This window comes from Geotalea toluenoxydans JCM 15764 (assembly GCF_001311985.1).
Taxonomy (GTDB): domain Bacteria; phylum Desulfobacterota; class Desulfuromonadia; order Geobacterales; family Geobacteraceae; genus Geotalea; species Geotalea toluenoxydans.
This window is the reverse complement of the sequence record NZ_BBCJ01000016.1, coordinates 100,816-117,850: the sequence shown is the minus strand read 5'-3', so window position 1 is coordinate 117,850 and position 17,035 is coordinate 100,816. Positions and strand designations below refer to the sequence as shown.

At 54.9% G+C, this 17,035-nt stretch carries 15 protein-coding genes, 3 pseudogenes and 1 CRISPR repeat array; of the genes and pseudogenes, 4 read left to right on the top strand and 14 right to left on the bottom strand.

The window, feature by feature from the left end; genetic code table 11:
• A CRISPR array of direct repeats spans window positions 1–428; the repeat unit is 36 nt; unit sequence GTTGTTGTTGAAGAAGAACCGTTTCCTAAGTACACT.
• 53 nt (window positions 429–481) lie between these two features.
• From cas2 to JCM15764_RS29800, 11 genes and pseudogenes are all read right to left on the bottom strand, one after another.
• Window positions 482–832, bottom strand: a complete 351-nt coding sequence (cas2, locus tag JCM15764_RS12070; RefSeq protein ID WP_243688859.1) for a CRISPR-associated endonuclease Cas2 — start codon at window positions 830–832, stop codon at window positions 482–484.
• Complete coding sequence (gene cas1 / locus JCM15764_RS12065; RefSeq protein WP_054695977.1) at window positions 829–1,728, bottom strand: type II CRISPR-associated endonuclease Cas1; 900 nt, start codon at window positions 1,726–1,728, stop codon at window positions 829–831. The genes cas2 and cas1 overlap by 4 nt, the downstream gene beginning before the upstream one ends.
• Window positions 1,721–4,447, bottom strand: coding sequence for a type II CRISPR RNA-guided endonuclease Cas9 (cas9, locus tag JCM15764_RS12060; protein ID WP_243688865.1), 2,727 nt, complete (start codon window positions 4,445–4,447; stop codon window positions 1,721–1,723). Before cas9 ends, cas1 begins: the two co-directional genes overlap by 8 nt.
• Window positions 4,405–4,980 carry a hypothetical protein gene (locus tag JCM15764_RS12055; RefSeq protein ID WP_054695971.1) on the bottom strand — a complete coding sequence of 192 codons (576 nt, stop codon included), beginning with the start codon at window positions 4,978–4,980 and terminating at the stop codon, window positions 4,405–4,407. Before JCM15764_RS12055 ends, cas9 begins: the two co-directional genes overlap by 43 nt.
• Window positions 4,981–5,491: 511 nt before the next feature.
• Window positions 5,492–6,855, bottom strand: a pseudogene (locus tag JCM15764_RS12050) (MATE family efflux transporter).
• Window positions 6,856–7,106, bottom strand: a pseudogene (locus JCM15764_RS26740) (GSU3128 family (seleno)protein).
• A 35-nt stretch (window positions 7,107–7,141) separates the two neighbouring features.
• A complete protein-coding gene (locus JCM15764_RS29810; RefSeq protein ID WP_243688858.1) occupies window positions 7,142–7,657 on the bottom strand; it encodes a M20/M25/M40 family metallo-hydrolase in 516 nt (171 codons plus the stop codon).
• Window positions 7,642–8,247: a M20/M25/M40 family metallo-hydrolase gene (locus JCM15764_RS29805; RefSeq protein ID WP_243688857.1), complete on the bottom strand. Its 606-nt coding sequence runs from the start codon at window positions 8,245–8,247 to the stop codon at window positions 7,642–7,644. The genes JCM15764_RS29810 and JCM15764_RS29805 overlap by 16 nt, the downstream gene beginning before the upstream one ends.
• A gap of 19 nt (window positions 8,248–8,266) precedes the next feature.
• A complete protein-coding gene (locus JCM15764_RS12040; protein WP_054695968.1) occupies window positions 8,267–8,731 on the bottom strand; it encodes a GNAT family N-acetyltransferase in 465 nt (154 codons plus the stop codon).
• Between the two features lie 124 nt (window positions 8,732–8,855).
• Window positions 8,856–10,207: pseudogene (locus tag JCM15764_RS12035) on the bottom strand (glycoside hydrolase family 15 protein).
• On the bottom strand, window positions 10,089–10,694 hold the full coding sequence (locus tag JCM15764_RS29800; RefSeq protein ID WP_243688856.1) for a trehalase-like domain-containing protein: 606 nt from the start codon (window positions 10,692–10,694) through the stop codon (window positions 10,089–10,091). Before JCM15764_RS29800 ends, JCM15764_RS12035 begins: the two are co-directional and overlap by 119 nt.
• A 61-nt stretch (window positions 10,695–10,755) precedes the next feature.
• Here JCM15764_RS29800 and JCM15764_RS12030 point away from each other — a divergent pair, with 61 nt between their 5' ends.
• The 3 genes from JCM15764_RS12030 (at window position 10,756) to JCM15764_RS12020 (ending at window position 12,662) form a co-directional block, all read left to right on the top strand.
• Entirely contained in the window at window positions 10,756–11,001 is a 246-nt protein-coding gene (locus JCM15764_RS12030) for a hypothetical protein (RefSeq protein ID WP_054695965.1), read from the top strand.
• 59 nt (window positions 11,002–11,060) lie between these two features.
• Entirely contained in the window at window positions 11,061–11,294 is a 234-nt protein-coding gene (locus JCM15764_RS12025; RefSeq protein ID WP_243688855.1) for a hypothetical protein, read from the top strand.
• Window positions 11,295–11,732: 438 nt separating this feature from the next.
• Complete coding sequence (locus tag JCM15764_RS12020; RefSeq protein ID WP_054695959.1) at window positions 11,733–12,662, top strand: hypothetical protein; 930 nt, start codon at window positions 11,733–11,735, stop codon at window positions 12,660–12,662.
• A 156-nt stretch (window positions 12,663–12,818) separates the two neighbouring features.
• On the opposite strand, the gene JCM15764_RS12015 is transcribed toward JCM15764_RS12020, so the two are convergent.
• A complete protein-coding gene (locus JCM15764_RS12015; protein WP_054695957.1) occupies window positions 12,819–13,307 on the bottom strand; it encodes an NUDIX hydrolase in 489 nt (162 codons plus the stop codon).
• A gap of 144 nt (window positions 13,308–13,451) precedes the next feature.
• Between JCM15764_RS12015 and JCM15764_RS12010 the strand changes: the two genes are divergently transcribed.
• The gene (locus JCM15764_RS12010) at window positions 13,452–14,954 is read left to right on the top strand and encodes a sensor histidine kinase (protein ID WP_243688854.1); all 1,503 of its coding nucleotides are present in this window, start codon (window positions 13,452–13,454) and stop codon (window positions 14,952–14,954) included.
• On the opposite strand, the gene JCM15764_RS12005 is transcribed toward JCM15764_RS12010, so the two are convergent.
• Window positions 14,899–16,632 carry a PAS domain-containing sensor histidine kinase gene (locus tag JCM15764_RS12005; RefSeq protein ID WP_054695952.1) on the bottom strand — a complete coding sequence of 578 codons (1,734 nt, stop codon included), beginning with the start codon at window positions 16,630–16,632 and terminating at the stop codon, window positions 14,899–14,901. The genes JCM15764_RS12010 and JCM15764_RS12005 overlap by 56 nt on opposite strands.
• Window positions 16,586–16,879: a DUF4118 domain-containing protein gene (locus JCM15764_RS12000; protein ID WP_243688853.1), complete on the bottom strand. Its 294-nt coding sequence runs from the start codon at window positions 16,877–16,879 to the stop codon at window positions 16,586–16,588. Before JCM15764_RS12000 ends, JCM15764_RS12005 begins: the two co-directional genes overlap by 47 nt.
• Window positions 16,880–17,035: the final 156 nt, after the last annotated feature.

Here is a 17,035-nt window from a genome sequence, read left to right as displayed (position 1 = left end):
GTTGTTGTTGAAGAAGAACCGTTTCCTAAGTACACTCTGCTGCTGCTGCTGCTGCAAATACGAGTTGTTGTTGAAGAAGAACCGTTTCCTAAGTACACTGCACAAGAGGCGCGGAGGCTGTTTCCCTCCGTTGTTGTTGAAGAAGAACCGTTTCCTAAGTACACTCTGTGGGAGAGGGCCAGGGTGAGGGAATAAGTTGTTGTTGAAGAAGAACCGTTTCCTAAGTACACTTCTTCCGGCTGGTTCTCACGCTGAACCTTCGTTGTTGTTGAAGAAGAACCGTTTCCTAAGTACACTGCGGGCTATCACCTATGATGCAGACGGTATGTTGTTGTTGAAGAAGAACCGTTTCCTAAGTACACTCCCTGAAAGGCTCGCCGCTGCCGCTTCGCGTTGTTGTTGAAGAAGAACCGTTTCCTAAGTACACTCAGGCCTCTCGTAACTAGCTGAAAGTTCGGGAGGTCTAAACTTTTCAAGCCGGTCAAAACAGAAGAATTTGTTCCGGCTCTGGTTCCGGCTCACGTCGTTTTTTCCCAAAGTAGACCTCCATTTTTGCAAACTGTCGATCAGTAATGGATATTAGTCTCACCTCGCCCTTGGGCGGTAGTGCAAGGCTCACATACTTTCGGTGAATGCCGCTTGCTTCCTCACTATTGCAAAATCTGGCATAGACCGAAAGTTGGAGCATCATAAAGCCGCGTTTGATGAGCATCTTGCGAAACTGTGCAGCAGCCCGCCGTTCCGCTTTTGTCAATACCGGCAGATCGAACATAGCCATAAGCCACATGGATTCATACCCCGAGACTTCGCGATTATAACGTCGCGCCATCATTTACCACTCCGGCAGAAAAGCTTTTTCTTTTCTCCGCTATATACCGCTACCAGTGACGACGCAGATTTTGCCAGGATACTGAAGATCGTCCTTGTTTCGCCATCCACCTCTATCAAACCGGTGATGCCGGAAATAAGCGATTTCTTCACATCCTTTCCCAAAGGCACCCCATCCCCTTGCTCAAAAACGATCCTCGCCACTGCTTCATCAACCAGAGGCCGGAACGGTTCCATAAGATCGCTGGCAAGAGCGAATGGATCATAGCGATTATGGTGATGCACCCCTAAAGTGGGATGCAGCCCAACGCCACAGATGGTACGGGCCGTCAATGCCCGCAAAATGGCATAGCCGTAGTTAAGCAGTCTGTTCTGATCCGGCGCTTCTCGATTGCGCCGAAAATGAGGATTATTGAAAACGGCCGGCCAATAGCGCTGCGCTGCCTGGGCTTCATGGTTACCCGTATCGCCGGATGTCACGCGCGACGAGAGATGGGGCAGGCCACCGTCGTGATTTGTCAGCCGCTTGAGCACCGCCGCCTGAGCCTGAATCTTTGACCGGACAATCTGCTGCCAGATGCGCTTTTGCACCGGCAGTGCAACCGCTGCCTGCATACGAAACCGCTCACCCTGGGTATAATGGGAATCCAGCGGCAGCAGCATTCCGGCAGGCTGAAATTTGCTGTCTGTCACAACAACGATCCCTCCGCTCGCTGCAATCCCGGCAATAGCGGCATTGGTCATTATGACATGGGGATTAGACAAAACCAGCGCCGCCACTTCGTTAAGCGGCACCATGGTCTTACCGATTTCATCGCCACAGTCTATGACCAGATTGGCAAGACGGACATTGAGACTGACAACTGAATCCGCAATATCAATGATCTTGTCGTCAGTCATTAGCGCAATGAATGTCACCGAGGGGAGTTATGAATACCTTTCGGCATTGTAGCTCGTTATAAAGTGGATTAAGAAGACTAGATTCATTTTTGGGGTTCTTTGAAGCATCGTTGATGGCAGAGTATTGAATCCTTGCATATTCTTTCCCGCCAACCCGAGTGACTGTAACCACTTTCACCACATAAAGATCCCGCTTGTTCTCGTCAGACTTCAGTTCGATAATGTCTCCACCTGCCAACGACATCTTGAATTTCCAGGTTTCATCCTTGCCGATCCGGTTCACCACCGGTTGTTTGCTCTTCTGACGCTGCAACGCCTCAAAGCTGTTCACCGTCCACCCGTCCCATTTGACCTTGCCCTTCTTATCAGTTACCTCGAACACCTCAATGTGACTGTTCGAGCCGGGTGACACGTTTCTCTCTCGCCCATTGTTGCCAACGGTAATGATTGACTCTGTTTTGCGGACCCGAACCTTCTTTACCGGAATGCTGCGGCCATCCTTGCTCTGAAGCACAGGTAGCGTTTCAGAAGTTCCGAACATCTTTTGCAGCTTTGCATCGTCGATCTTATCAGGATTATGACCCAGCGATCGAATCTTCTCAAACACGATTTGCCGGATTCGATCATCCACGATATTGAGCAAATCTGACTTCCGCAGGTTGCCGCCAAGCGTCCGACGGATATGGACGCACTTCTTCCCGTCATGATCCTTTTGCCGGCTGTAGATGGTCTGTTCGTGAAAGGCCGTATTCACCTTGTGAGATACCCGATGTGAGACGGTCATACCATGAATCGACGCAACAACATCATGCATGAAACTCTGCCACGGAAAAAGCGGCTTTTCCCGGCCAAACCAGCGTTCACCTCGATCCTTGGCCCGTTTGGCAATGTCACTCAGGTTCTTGATGGTCTTCGGTTCGGTAAGGGCGATAGCGACAGCGTCAACTGCGTGGTGGCGGTGATCGTCGCGGCTCTTCTGTCCGCCATCATTCAGGATTGTGTTGAGACGCCAGACATTGCGGATGTGGTGGGTTATCTGCCCCTTGCCCACCTGCACGCAGGTTCGCCCGGTAGCATCCACCTTGCCACCGTAGAGCATGCTGACGTAATCCATTGCCAGACGGCTGGCGTAGCGGGTGTCGTTCAACTGGGAATTGATGAAACCTTCAATGTCGGCCGTATCTTCCATCTTGAACCGTTCAAGTTTCAACTCGCGGGTATCACTCTTCGGCCAGCGTTCAATACGGGCAATCATTTCGTCAACGCTCGGCAGCTGGAACGGAATTTTGTTTGCCTTGACACGACGGTTATAGTCAGCGTCGCAGAGGGTCTTGTTAAGGAACGAGTCGTCAAGGCTGATGCTGAACGGAATGATATGCTCAATGTCGAACTTGGGGTGCGTGCCGAACAGCTCGGTAAGCGTCATCGGCTTGCCTGTGTACGGGCAAAGCGCCGTCGCCCCCCCACACTCCTGCCATAGCAGCACTTTTTCAATGTCGCTCCGGGTCGGGTTGGCAATGTTACACTCCTTCAGCAGTTCGGCGGCCGCCTTGTCGCGACGCGATTCCTGCTCCCGGTTGCGCTTCCAGATTTCACGCCGCTGTTCGTCGTTCTTTTTCATGTCTCTCGCGAGTTCGATCCGCACAACTGACGGTTTTCCGTAGCGTCTGACAATGGCGTTGATCACCTTGCGAAGCTCCGTCAATGCCCGCTGTACAACCGGGTTGCGGATGTCTTTGCGGAGCGCGCCATATGCCTGCAAGAGCGGCGGGTAAGTAATTTTTTCGTTGTCCATGAGAGGCGGCAGCAGATCGAGCGGCGCTGGTCGCGGCCTTTCGTAGCAGGCATTTACAATCGAATCGTGAAGATTGAAACCTTCCCGCAGATGCGGCAACAGTTTCTTCAGTGCCTTGCGTGAAAAATTACAATAACCCAGCTCCAGCTTGATTGCAGCCAGCTTCTTCGCTGTTTTATCATCTAGGCCATGTTCAGTAATCGACCGTTGCATGGGACTTGGCAAATCTTTAGATTTCAGATAATCAGCAACCAAACGTGCCTGCTGGTCGGAAGGTAACTGCGGCCAGCGGTCGCCCAAAATTTCACTAAACCTCGCTGCTGTCCGGTTGCCGACGAAACGAGTTTCACCCCCTTCACCCATATTGAACCGGTAGCGGTTGGACAGTCCGAGCAGTTCCTTGGCCCTGGTCATGGTCAAAGCCGCTTCCCGATCCAGCTCTGCAGCTAGAAGCGCATGTTGCTCTGGCGAAAGCGCATGCGGTGTGCCGCCATCAGGTGGAATAACTTTGGTGTCGTTCAGCTTCTGCAGGTAACGGAACCGCTGGGCATCCAGCAATACCCAGGGAGCTCGCTTTTCTCCTGCCTCCAAGGTGCAGTCGCCGACAAGATGGTCCTGGGACTTGAGGGGGCGTTGCCAGAAAACACCATAAGAATCGTAAAGCAGGGTTTGTCGAAACGAATGGGTAAGGATATCCGGGTAATGCTTTGCCTGTGCCACCCAAAGCAATTCAAATTCCTGCTCGTACATGGCGCGCAAGGTGTAGAGACTCCTGATTTTCTGGCCTGAATCATCAAAAGGATTGTATCTAGCAAAGTACTCGCCCATGGTGCGGGCATTCACCTTGGTCATCTCCTCCTGCAATCCTTTGGCTGCCTTTTCTATCGTATTCGGATCATTTTCACCGTCATCTTTTCCTTTGATATTCTTTCTAGCGCTCTTGAACCCACGCCGCTGGGCAAGCTGATAGAAGCACGGCCAATTTCGTATGGTTCAAGTTTTTCATCCAGCCCCCGCGCCCGGAGAAAATACGGTAGATTATGGTGCACAGCAACTTTGACCAGCGCCGTATCCATCTCTTCGTCTATGAGCTTTGGTTCCCACTTCTCGCGCAATTCGGCATCAAGTTTCTTGATTATTCGATCCCGCTCGGAAGGACAATTCGGATCGCCGGGCAACAGTTTCGCCTTCTGAAGCAGGCGGAATGCACGCCTGAGCCGTTGACCATCGCGAAAGACTCCGCGTCGCAGCATACGTGCCTCACGCCTTGACTGTGCATGTGATTCTGTCCGCCCTTGCTCAATGCTCCCTGCAACCCCTGCTTCGAATATTCGAACGCCAGCGCGCTCAATCCCAACCGGCACCAGCCTCACTCCTTGTTTTTCAGCCTTTAATAGTGCCCAACCTATTGAGTTTGTCCCAATGTCCAGCCCCAGAATATACTTACACTTGTCCATAATTCCTCCTTGACAAAATGTCATTACAAGGTTAAATAATCCTCAGTGTACTTAGGAAACGGTTGTTCCTTTTTACAACAATAAGAACGGAACTTCCGTTGCGCCGGCTACGCTCCCTGAGAGCGCCCGTCCAAAACGCCTCGTTGCAAAGCGGGGCGTTTTATTTTTCCTTTCGCTAAAACAGATTAAGGTCTCCCGCAGAGCAGCCTATCATTTTGAAAAAGGGACTCTATCAGCCATCAGTCCGCATTCATCAGTCCCTCTCACGTAAAATTGAATAACTTTAATTACATACTCCTATCAACATGCTTCGTCAAGCGAAGTATTCCTTTGCAAAATTAAGTTGGTACGCCCAAAGGACAGCTACCGCAGTGGGTTCCTAGTGCCCGTAGCGTTCAAGAACCACAGCGTGAATTCAGCACATTGCCGACGGCGTCCTTCCCCGCTTTTTCCCCATCAAGAATTCTTTGTAAATCACTCGGTATGGAATAGTTCTATTTTCGGTGGACCATCAAAGTACGATCTGGTGCAGGTCGCGCTGCTTATAGCGCCAGGCAAAGGCGGTTGCGCGGAACAGCCAGTCCAGGAGAAAGACCCCCCAGACCATATAAAGGGAAAGGTGGAGCGGAACGGCGGCTATGTACGATAAGAGGACCCTGATCCCCCACATGGCAATGAGAGTGACGAGGAAGACATAGTGGGTATCGCCGGTACCGCGCAGGCTTCCGGCGTAGACGAAAGAAATGGCGAGCGGCACCTGGGCGAAGGCTACCAGCCGGAGAAAGACACAGCCCTTCTCGATTACCTCCGGGTCATTGGTAAAGAGGCCGATGAGCAGATGGGGCATGAAAAAGAACAGGGAGCCATGAAGCCATGACAATAATGGCCAGGCGCAAGGCTTCATTATGGCTGATCCGTGCCCTGCTGATCTTGCGGGCGCAGTGCCTGCCCCATCAGTGTCGATGCGGCGATGCCCATCCCCGCCCCCGGCATGAAGGAGAGCGATTCGATGGAAAGGCCGATCTGGTGGGCAGCATAGGCGGCGGTGCCGTAACTGATGATGAACTTGGAATAGAAGAGCTGTCCGGACTGCTGGGCAATCCTCTCCAGCGCCACCGGGTAGCCCACCTGCCAGACCCTGCGGAACAGGGGAAGATCCGGCTTGCCGATCTTGATGTAGTTCTTGCGCAAGGCCTGGACCAGGAGGTAGAGAAAACCACACAGCTCAGAGATATTGATGGCGTAAGCAGCGCCGGTTACTCCCAGCTGCGGAAAGCCGAATTTACCATAAACCAGCGGATAGGCAATGAGGACATGGAGGATGTTGACGAGGATGATACCCTCCATGGGGGTCCTGGTGTTGCCGGCGCCGTGCATGATAGCGGAAAGGATATTCAGCCCGGCGGTGAAGGCGAAGTAGAGAAAGACCAGCTTCACGTAACCGGCGGCAAAGTTCAGGACATCTTCCTTGGCCCCGAGGAATCTGGCCAGTTCTTCGCCGAAATACCAGCCGAGGAACGAGGCGACGATCGCCATGCCGGCACAGGCGAGGCAGGCGGCAAAGGCAGCCCGCCTGGCCTCGGCACGGCGGCCTCCCCCCCACAAATGGGCGATTACCACGGTGGCGCCGGTGGCGAGCCCCCAGAATACGGTCATGACAACGAAGATCAGCAGCTGGCCGAGCCCCGTTGCGGCAATGGCGGCAGCCCCCAGCCCGCCGACTATGAAGATATCCACAATGGAGACCAAACGCTGGAAGAGGGAGGAAAGAAGCACCGGCAGGGAAAGGTTCAGGACGTTGCGGCGGATGGATACCCGTTTGGTCGGTCTCTTCTTGAACAGCTGCTCGGTAAAAACGGCAAAATTCGGCGACAATTACAGCTCCAGTTCCTCCGCCATGGACATGCAAAATTCTTCGCCCGCCCGGAGGGGGCGATGATGCCATAGGCAATGGCTTCTTTCAGTTCAGCCCGCGTTGCTCCTGCTTCCTTCGCGACCGCGAAGTGTTTCTTCAATCAAGTCCGACACCCCACCGCCACCGCACAGCCGATGCGAATCAGCTCGCGGGTCTTCACATCCAGCACCTCTTCGAACTCATAGTCAAGAATCTTCTTTCTGATGTTCATGGAACCCCCTTTCCTGTTGGTAATGTCCGGTCGGATCAACCGGCGCCGATACAGAGAGCGGCATAGATCCTGGCGGCGGCTGCAACTTCATCGAATATCACCTGTTCGTCCGAGGTGTGGGCGGTCTCCAGGGCGCCGGGGCCGAGGATGAGCGGTTTGGCGCCTGCGGCAAAAAAGAGGTTGCCGTCGGAATGGGAGCGAAAAGCATCCAGGCGCAATTTCAAGCCGAGCTCCGGGTAGATGTTCTCCAGTGTTTTCGCCAGGTGGCTGTTCATGTCCAGGGCATAACCGGCCGAGGCAAAATCAAAGGTAACATCCAGGTCAAGCCCTGGAATTGCCAGCTCGGCGCCTGCGGCAATGCGACGGATCGCCTCCTGAACCACCACCGGGTTCTGGGCAGGCGGTAGGTGCAGGTCGATCCAGGTCTCGCAACGGTCCGGCACGACAAAGCCGGCACGTGAGGAGCTCATTTCTCGAATTGAATATACGATATCCGATTGGGCGCGGTCAAAAAGGGGATCTCTTCCCAGGTGCATCAGAACGCGCAGCATGGATTCCACGCATTGTGCCCCAGCTCCGGCAGAGAGGAATGGCTGCGCACGCCACGGGTGACAAAGCCCGCCTCCATATACCCGTAATGGGCAAAGCAGGCGATAAGGCCTGTCGGCTCGCCGATCACTGCCCATGGTGGATGGTAGTTTTCCAGAAAAGCGGCGCTGCCGTCTCCATTCTCCTCCTCGCCCACCGTCAGGAGCAGCCCGACGGGCGGACGCTCCTCAGGTTTCAGGGCACTGGCCATAGCCAACCATGCCTCGATCATGGCGGCGCAGCCCCCCTTCATGTCGGCGCTCCCCAGGCCGTAAATTATCCTACCCTCTTCTCTGGCGCCAAAGTCCTCCAGATCCCAGGCCGGCACCGTATCCACATGGGCCACCAGGTAGAGTTGAGGTTCACCGGTTCCCATGGTGAGACAGAGGTTGTAACGATCCTCGTCAACCTCCTGGCGGCGGACGGCAAAACCGGCCGTGGAGAAAAGCCTTCCAGATAAAGCTGGATGTCTTCTTCCTTGCCGGACGGGGAATAGATATTCACCATCTCGATGAAGGTCCGGCGCAGCCGCCCCGGGTCGATAGCCTGCCATACTCGCTGAGTGCGGTCGGTCATGTTTTTTTTCCCGGCTTCCTTTTCGCCTTGCGGGTCAGGTTGAGGGACATGTAGACATGCTCCTGTATATCGGAAAAGCCGTGCTTCTCGAAGAAACGGATTGCCGGCAGGTTGTCGGCCGAAGTATCGATAAGGAGCATGCGCACCCCCTGGTCCTTCATCCGCCGCTTCATTTCGGCAAAGAGGCTGGTGCCGACCCTTCCTTTCTGGATGTTCCTGCTCACCCCGAGCCAGACCAGGTAGCCGTATTTCCACGGAGAGTGATGCTTCTTTACCGTGGTCCCCAGGGCAAAACCGCAAATCCTGTCACCCACCTCGGCAACCAGGCAGAGTTCCGAGTCGGAATTGAAGAGGGTGGTGATTTCGTACTCGTCCCAGGTGCGGTAGAGGCTTTGGGAATACTCGGCGGTAAAAACCTCCTCGCCGATGTGGAAAACCTCGGGGAAATCATCGATGTTCATGTCGCGGATGCGGAGCGGTTCCTCTGCTGCAGACGTCTCTGCATATCTACCTCGCCAGTTTAGCAGTACTCCATAAAATGGGAAAATTCAAGTGGTTGTAAAAAGGAAACAGGCTTTCATCATCTCAGAATCTGCTGCTCAAGGTGCGATCCAGGTTAAAGGCCGCACTGATCAAGGCAAGATGGGTGAAGGCCTGGGGAAAATTGCCGAGGGCCTCCCCCTGGGAGCCGGTCTGCTCCCCATAAAGGCCCAGATGGTTGGCATAGCCGAGCATGCGCTCGAACAAAAGTCTCGCCTGATTCAGTTTGTCCGGATGGGCCCGTCCGGCCCGGGTCAGAGCCTCCACCAGCCAGAATGAGCACATGTTGAAGGTCCCCTCTTCCCCCGGAAAACCGTCAATGCGGCTCTCCGGGGGATAGCGGTAGACCAGGCTGTCGCTGGCAAGGCCGCCATGCTTAGGATACTCCAGTATAGCTTCAATGGTGCCCAGCATGCGGGGATCGGTGGGAGCCAGAAAAAACACCAGCGGCATGATCAACAGCGAGGCATCCAGATCGTCGCTGCCGTAAAACTGGGTAAAAGCCCGTCGCTTCACATTCCACCCCTGGCTCATCACCTCTTCGTAAATGCGGTCCCGTTCCTCCAGCCACTTTTTACGCTGGGCGGGGAATGACCGCTTTTCCGCCAGTCGTAGGCCCCGATCAAGGCGACCCAGTTCATGACCTTGGAATAGATGAAGTGTTCCCGCCTGTTGCGCATCTCCCAGATCCCTTCATCGGGCCGGCGCCAGTTGTCGCAGATCCAGTTGAGCCGCTCGCGGATCTTCACCCAGACATCGTAGGAGATGGGACTGACATACTTGTTGTACAGGTACAGGGCATCCATCACTTCGCCGTGGATGTCGCTCTGAAACTGGGAAACTGCCGCATTGCCGATCCTGACCGGACCCGACTGCCGGTAGCCCTCCCAGTGGTCCAGGGTCTGCTCTGGTGGCAGGCAGTCGCCACCAACGGTCAGGACTACCGGCAGTGATTGTCCCGGCACGAAATGCTGGGCGGCGCAACTCTCCAGCCAGTCGACGAATGCTGCTGCCTCGGCGACGAAGCCGATGCGCAGAAAGCCATAGACGGTAAAGGCGGCATCCCTGAGCCAGGTATAGCGGTAATCCCAGTTGCGGCTTCCTCCTATCACCTCGGGCAGACTGGTGGTGGGGGCAGCGATGATGGCCCCGGTCGGCTCAAAGGTCAACAGTTTCAGCGCCAGGGCCGACCGCTGCACCTGTTCCCGCCAGCGGCCATGGTAGGTGCAGGAGGAAAGCCATTTCTGCCAGTATTTCACCGTACTCTGGAAAAGTTCCTCAGCCTCCTGCTCCGGCGGCGGGCAGGGGCACTGCACCGCGTCCACGTTCTTGAAGAGAAAAACCCGCGATTCCCCCTCTTGCAACTGAAACTCGCCGGCCCACGCCCCCCTTCTCATCCACCCGGAGCGGCACCTCTGTCGAAAGGGCAAAGCTGGAATCATCCGCCCTGAAGATGGCTCCATTAGGTTCAATGGCCACCTGATGGGGCTTTCTCCCATAATCGAAAGCCGGACAGCAGAGGACCGAAAAGCGCATCGCCCCCCTGACGCAGCGCACCCGGCGATAGATGTAGTGGTACCATGGGGAATCAAGGGCCGGCCCAACGGGCATGAAGTCCTCGATCTCGGCGATGCCGTCGGTCATGAGAAAACGGGTAATAAGGATATTGGTGGAGGGCCAGTAAAATTGCTTATATTTCACTCTTTCGGCAACGGGGGAAATGCGGAAACGCCCCCCGCAGTTGTCGTCCAGCAGTGCACCGAAGATGCTGGGAGAATCGAAGTGGGGATGGCAGTACCAGTCGATGGAGCCGTTGATGCCAACCAGTGCGACCGTGCGCATGTTGCCGATCATGCCGTAGTTTTCTATTGGCTGGTAGGACATAGGCGCCTCGGCGGAAGAAGAGTAACAAGGCCAATTATACCGCTGACTCGACACCTTTCAAATGCTGCGCCCGGTTCATGACTGGCCGGGTAATTCATCCGGAGCCCTCACAGGCCGCACCGCCAGGCATCGCCTTGACTTGCCGCCCGTCGCTGCTAAAATCAAAGTGAGAGCACTTTTGCAGCCTTTTTTCCGGCAGAAGGAGGTATTTATGTTCTTCGCAGGAATCGGTCTCGCGCTCATCATCGCCTTTATTCTCACACTCATCCTGGCAGAGGATTCAAGCAATTTGCCTATGCCGACCTGATCGGCCTTTTCTTCATCATCTTTCTCGCCACCTGGGCCGGGGGGCTATGGATCCAACCGGTGGGACCGGCAATGTGGGGTGTGTCCTTCACCGTTTTCATCGTTGTCGGAGTTCTCGTCGCCCTGATGGTAGCGGCAACGCTGCCCACTCCCAGCCATCGCAAGGCGCATCCGCCACCGACTGGAGGCCCCATCGACCGGATTCACCAGGAGAGCTTCCTCAACGTTTTCGTCGTCATGATCATTCTGACTCTCATTGCCGCCATTATCTACCGCCTGATGCAAACCCCCTGAACCCGTCATGAATCGGCCGGGGCAGCCAGCGCCACCCGCTGCCCCTTCAATTCCTTGATCAGAAAAAATACCTGACGCTGAAAGTCCCGGAAATACTGCCTGGGCTGAAGTTGCCTGCTTGGTACCCCGAATCTCCATATGGCATCGGGAGCACCAGACCGTAGATGATCCCACCGCCGCCGAATTGATTGTCTTTAATCTTTAAAGAGTACCCAATCATGGTAAACGGTCAAGCAGCAAAAGTTTCCTGTGGGTCTGTGTATGCGGATTTTTTCAAGATTAGATTCTTTGAATAAGATCATGGACGGGTTAAACTTTATGTGAGATGGCGACTACTACTGAAGGAGGTAAAACTATGGTGACCGTAAGGCGCTTGATATTGACCGCAGCCGCCCTGGTTTCGTTGACAGCTTTGGCGTATGCAGATTCTGCCAGCCGGTGAGCTGCAACTCTGACAGTAAGGTCCTGCTTGCACAGGCTGGAAGCAGCAGTGGCAGCAGTGGCGGCTTCGGCTCAGGCTCGCCCGGCAGCGCCGGAACAGGCATAGGCGGCATGGGAAGCGGCACAGGGGGGTTTTCCACCGGAGGCTTCGGCTCAGGCACAGGAGGATCTACCGGTACTGGCTCAGGAGGCAGTTTCGGGACCGGCGGCACCGGAACAGGAGGCTTCGGCGCCGGAACAGGTACGGGAGGAAGCTTGGGGACCGGCAGTGGCGGCGGTACAGGTACGAGCGGAAGCTTCGGTGATACCGGTACAAGTGGAACATTCGGCGCCGGTACCGGCAGCACGACAGGAAGCGGTACTGGCGGGACCTTCGGAACAGGCACTGGTGGCAGTACCTTCGGCACCGGTACTGGCGGCACGACCGGCACGGGGACCGGCAGCACCTTCGGTACCGGTACAGGTGGAACTTCTGGTACCGGCACTACCGGCCCCGGTGGCACATTCGGAACGGGGACAGACGGAATGACAGGGACCGGTACCAGCGGTACTTTCGGCAGCGGCGGAAGCATGGGGACAGGAACGGGTGGTAGTTCAGGAACAGACACCGACACAGGGAGAACATCGGGCACCGGTACAGGTAGCACCCTCGGAACAGGCACAGGTACCGGTGGAAGTTTCGGCGCCGGCAGTACTACCGGCACCGGTTCCTTTGGCACAGGTACTGACGGAACCACAGGCTCCGGCACCGGCGGTACCTTCGGCACCGGAAGCGGCGGAAATACAGGAACGGGAACAGGTGGTACTTTCGGCAGCGATACCGGCACAGGTGGGACTTTTGGCACCGGTACAGGTGGCACAACCGGCAGCGGCACCTTTGGCACCGGTACAGGAACCGGGAGTTCCGGCAACGGTTCCGGGCAATAAAAGGGAGGGGCAGCGTTTTGAGAACTCTGCCCCTTTTCCTTCCCAAAGAATTATCCATCCCCTGCCCCTGTCGTCAATCAAGGGGAAAAGCAGATGATAGGCGACGCTTTTGTCCTATTGGTCGACACGCCTCTGGAAACCGGTATCGGAGCCTGGTCAAGTGTGCGCTGGGAGTATTTTAGCAAGTGCAAGTTTATCCGAGTCGGTTGGTTCCAGAATTGTGAAGGGGCGTGCCTGATAGGCACGCTGAATGACTCCGCCGGAATGGTAGAGCAAGGTTTGCAGTCGGTCGCGATTGACCTGATGGGTCACCAGGTCAAGGGCCTCGTTCGGTGAAAACCATCGGACCTCCGGGGTCTCCTCGCTGGGAACAAGCTCTCCACTGCGGTAAATGCCGGTAAAGCCGAAGATGGTCGCCGGTGGGGCGCAGACTTTTGTCCACACCGCTGCCAGGGGTCCCAGCTCGATCAGGGTTCCGGTTTCCTCCAGGACCTCCCGGTGAACTGCTGCTGTCAGGGCCTCCCCTGCCTCGACCCTGCCCTGGGGAAGCTCCCAGCCTCGGCGAAAATGCCGGATCAGGAGAATTTCTGCCGCTGAATTCCTGACAAGGCAGGTAACCACGACCGTCTGCTTTTGTTCTGTCATGTTCTTCCTGTAATAATGTGTAAAAGTGTTTAGGGTGCCTTTGCTCCAGTTTTGTCAGCTTAGCATATAAAGAGAGGTTCAGGAAACTACCTGCGGCAGAAGCAATCACTTCATGATGCATTCCAGTGTCACCCGAGAGAGCACATGACATCAGGTCAAGATCATCCGGATGAAATGCTTACAGCCGACCACAACCCTTACCGGGAGGAGATTCTCGCTGAACAGGTAAAGCAGATTTATGCCTTGGCCCCCATAGGATTCATTGCCACCTTTTTTAACTCGGTGATCGTTTTTTTCATCATGAAGGACGTCATGGAGTTCCGACTGCTCGTTCTCTGGGGGGCAACGCTATTGAGCGTTACCGCCCTCAGATTGGGACTGGTCCTGTGGTTTCGCAACGTCAAGCAGCACTGGAATTTTGCGGAAACCTGGAGAAAGAGGTTCATTGTCAGCCTTTTCATCGCCGGCGTCGCCTGGGGGTGGATCGGTTTCTTCCCCTTTGGTGAAATAACCCTTGCCCACCAGGTCTTCATTGCTTTTGTTCTCGGTGGCATGGCCGCGGGAGCGTCTTCAACCTTCAGCATGATCAAGGAAGGCTACGCCGTTTTCAGCATCCCTGCCCTGACACCGCTGGCCATCCATTTCTTCCTCATCAAAGATGCTTTCCACTGTGCCATGGGAACAATGCTGGTCCTGTTCGGCGTCCTGCTCTGGCGGATATCCATGCACAACTACAGGGTGAACAGGACATCCCTGCTGCTCAGATTTGAAAATACAGGGATGATCGAGCGCCTGAAGCAGGCAAAAGAAAGGGTGGAAGGACTCAACGATCGACTCTCTGCAGAGGTCGAAGCAAAACACCGGGCCGAAGCTGATCTCAGGGCTCACCACGATCAGCTTGAACGTGCAGTAACTGAACGAACGGCCGATCTGACCACTCTCAACAAGGAGTTGGAACAATTTGCCTACGTGGCTTCCCACGACCTGCAGGAACCGCTCCGCATGGTCATCAGCTACCTTCAGCTGCTTAAACAGAAGTACCATGGACAACTTGATGAAAAAGCGGATATGTATATCGGCTTTGCTGTCGATGGCGGGATACGCATGCAGCGACTTATCGAAGGCCTTCTATCCTACTCGCGCCTTTCCCGCGGCGCCGAATTCACACGGGTGGATATCAATGGGGTCTTTGCCGCAGCGGTAGCCAATCTGGCCGGTGTCATAGAAGAAAGCGGCGCGGAAGTAACAACGGCCCATTTGCCGACAGTCATCGGGGACGAACTCCAGTTACAACAGCTCCTGCAGAACCTGATCAGCAATGGGTTGAAATACCGCAAGCCTGAACGACACCCTACGGTTCACGTATCTGCGGAAAGGCAAGGGGAGGAGTGGCTTTTTTCAGTAAGTGATAACGGCATCGGCATCGATCCGAACCATTTTGACAAAATTTTTCAGATTTTTCAGCGGCTTCACACCAGGGAGGAGTATCCGGGGACCGGCATTGGTCTGGCTCTGTGCCAGAAAATCGTCGAGCGGCACGGGGGAGCGATCTGGGTGGAGTCGACCTTCGGAGAAGGATCGACATTCTCCTTTACCCTCCCCGTACACGGCGCTCCAGACGGCAGTGGCCACATGGATTCTTCCTGAGATCAGGCTCCGGCCCTGTTGAAGTTTTCATTTCAGACCTCGATTCTGAATTCTGCGCCCTCTCCAGCGTTGACCACGCTGAGGCTGCCATGCATGTTTCTCTCGATGATGTTTTTTGCCATGAACAAACCGATTCCTGTCCCCTTTGGCCCTTGGTAGAGAAATGAGGTTCAAATACCCTGTCGATGATTGCGTCGGGAATGCCGCCCGCATTGTCCGTTACAGTCAAGACAGACCTATTCCCACGGCGGCCAAGGTTAAATACGATCCTCGCATTACTGCGCCTGCAAGTGTCAAAGGCGTCCCTGGCATTCCCCAGCAGGTTGAGGATGACCTGGGCGTATTGATTCGGGTAACCGAACACCACCGGGTTATCGGGACAATTCACTACTATGGCGATTTCATTGCTTCTGAAAGAAGCATCGACCAGTTTTATGGCACCGGCAACTACATCCTTGACCGAAAATTCCACCCGTTCACTGTCCGGCTTGAAAAAATCCCGGAAATCATCGATGGTTCCCGACATGTGCCTGACCAGCATCATGGCATTATCTATCGCCCCATAAAGCAAATCCTTTCTCAACTGCCCCGATTCGTGAAACAGCCTGAGCTGCTGCACATTGAGCCCCAGAGCGTTGAGCGGTTGCCGCCACTGATGGGCGATGTTGTTGATCATCTCCCCCATGGCAGCCAGACGGTTCTGTTGCACGAGGAGAAGATCTTTCTCCCGCAGCTCTTCGGTCCGTTCAATGACCCGCTTCTCCAGAAGCTCGTTCATTTCCTGCAGTTTGACCTCGGCCCCTTTGCGGGAGGTAATATCCTGGATGTTGGTAAGAAGATAGAGCGGCACGCCCTGAGGATCCATGACGCAGTTTGTGCTCATATCGCCCCAGACGATACGGCCATCCCTTGTCAGATATCTTTTGTCCATGCGGAATGATGCTATTTCACCTTGGAGCAGCCTTCTTACCCCAACGAGATTTTCAGGCAGATCGTCGGAATGAGTCAGTTCTGTGAACCTTTGACCGGTCAGCTCACTTTCACTGTATCCCAGCATTTTGGAAAAGGCCTGATTAACCTTCTGTATCCTGCCGTCAAGTGTTGTCATCGTCATGGCCACGGCACTATCCTCGAAAGCGATCCGGAAGCGCTCCTCGCTCTCGCGCAGCACCTCTTCAGTTCGTTTGCGAAGGGTTGTTTCAAACAAGGAGAAGATCAGCCCGGTCACATTGCCGGCCACGCCCCTGACCGGAGTCAATGCCCAATCCCAGTAGGTCATCCCCCGTTCCGGCTTGTCAGAAAATTCAAAAGGCTTATCCAGATATTGCACCGCCTCACCCGTGTCCCGAACCCGGGCGAAGATCGTTTCGTTTTCCACGTGGGGGTAAAGATCGAAATGGTTCTTGCCGATCATCGCCTTTGGGCTGTAGCCGCAGGTCCGGGCATAGGTCTCGTTGACGCAAACGAAGTTGAACTCCCGGTCCAGATAAGCCAGGTGTGAGTTACCCGCGCCATTCATCACCGCCTGCAGAATGTCCCGTTCCAACATCAGCTTGCTGTTTGCCTCGGCCAGGGCGGCTTCAGCCTGGGACTTCAGCTGGCGTGTGCGCGCCAGGCGACGGTGAACGAGCTCAGTGATAACTGAAATAACTATCCCCCAGGCAAGGAAAACAATCATCCTTCCCCAGTCCGGCATATGCCGGGGGCAGGGGCCTCCGTGGATCTACCCAAAGGTAGCAGGTCAACACGGCAGAGAATACTGTGGCCGGCAATCCGGCCGATAGTCCTCCGTAAAGCCCCGCCAGCAGAACGGCAGGATAAAAAATGACAAAAGGGTAGGATGATCCCAGCTCATCCAGAAACAGGAGACGCAGCATGGCGGCCATGAGAACCAGGCCAACGGCCACTGCGGCATTTCTGTACATTGCAACCCTCACCTTTCCACCTCTGTTTCTGATCCTGGAACGACCGACGGACCTCATTTGCCATGCTCGGAAATTTCTTCAAGTGCCCCTTGACATTTAAATATAGGATATTTTTAATTTAATCAATCAAATAGTATTTCCGGTACCTTGGAATGT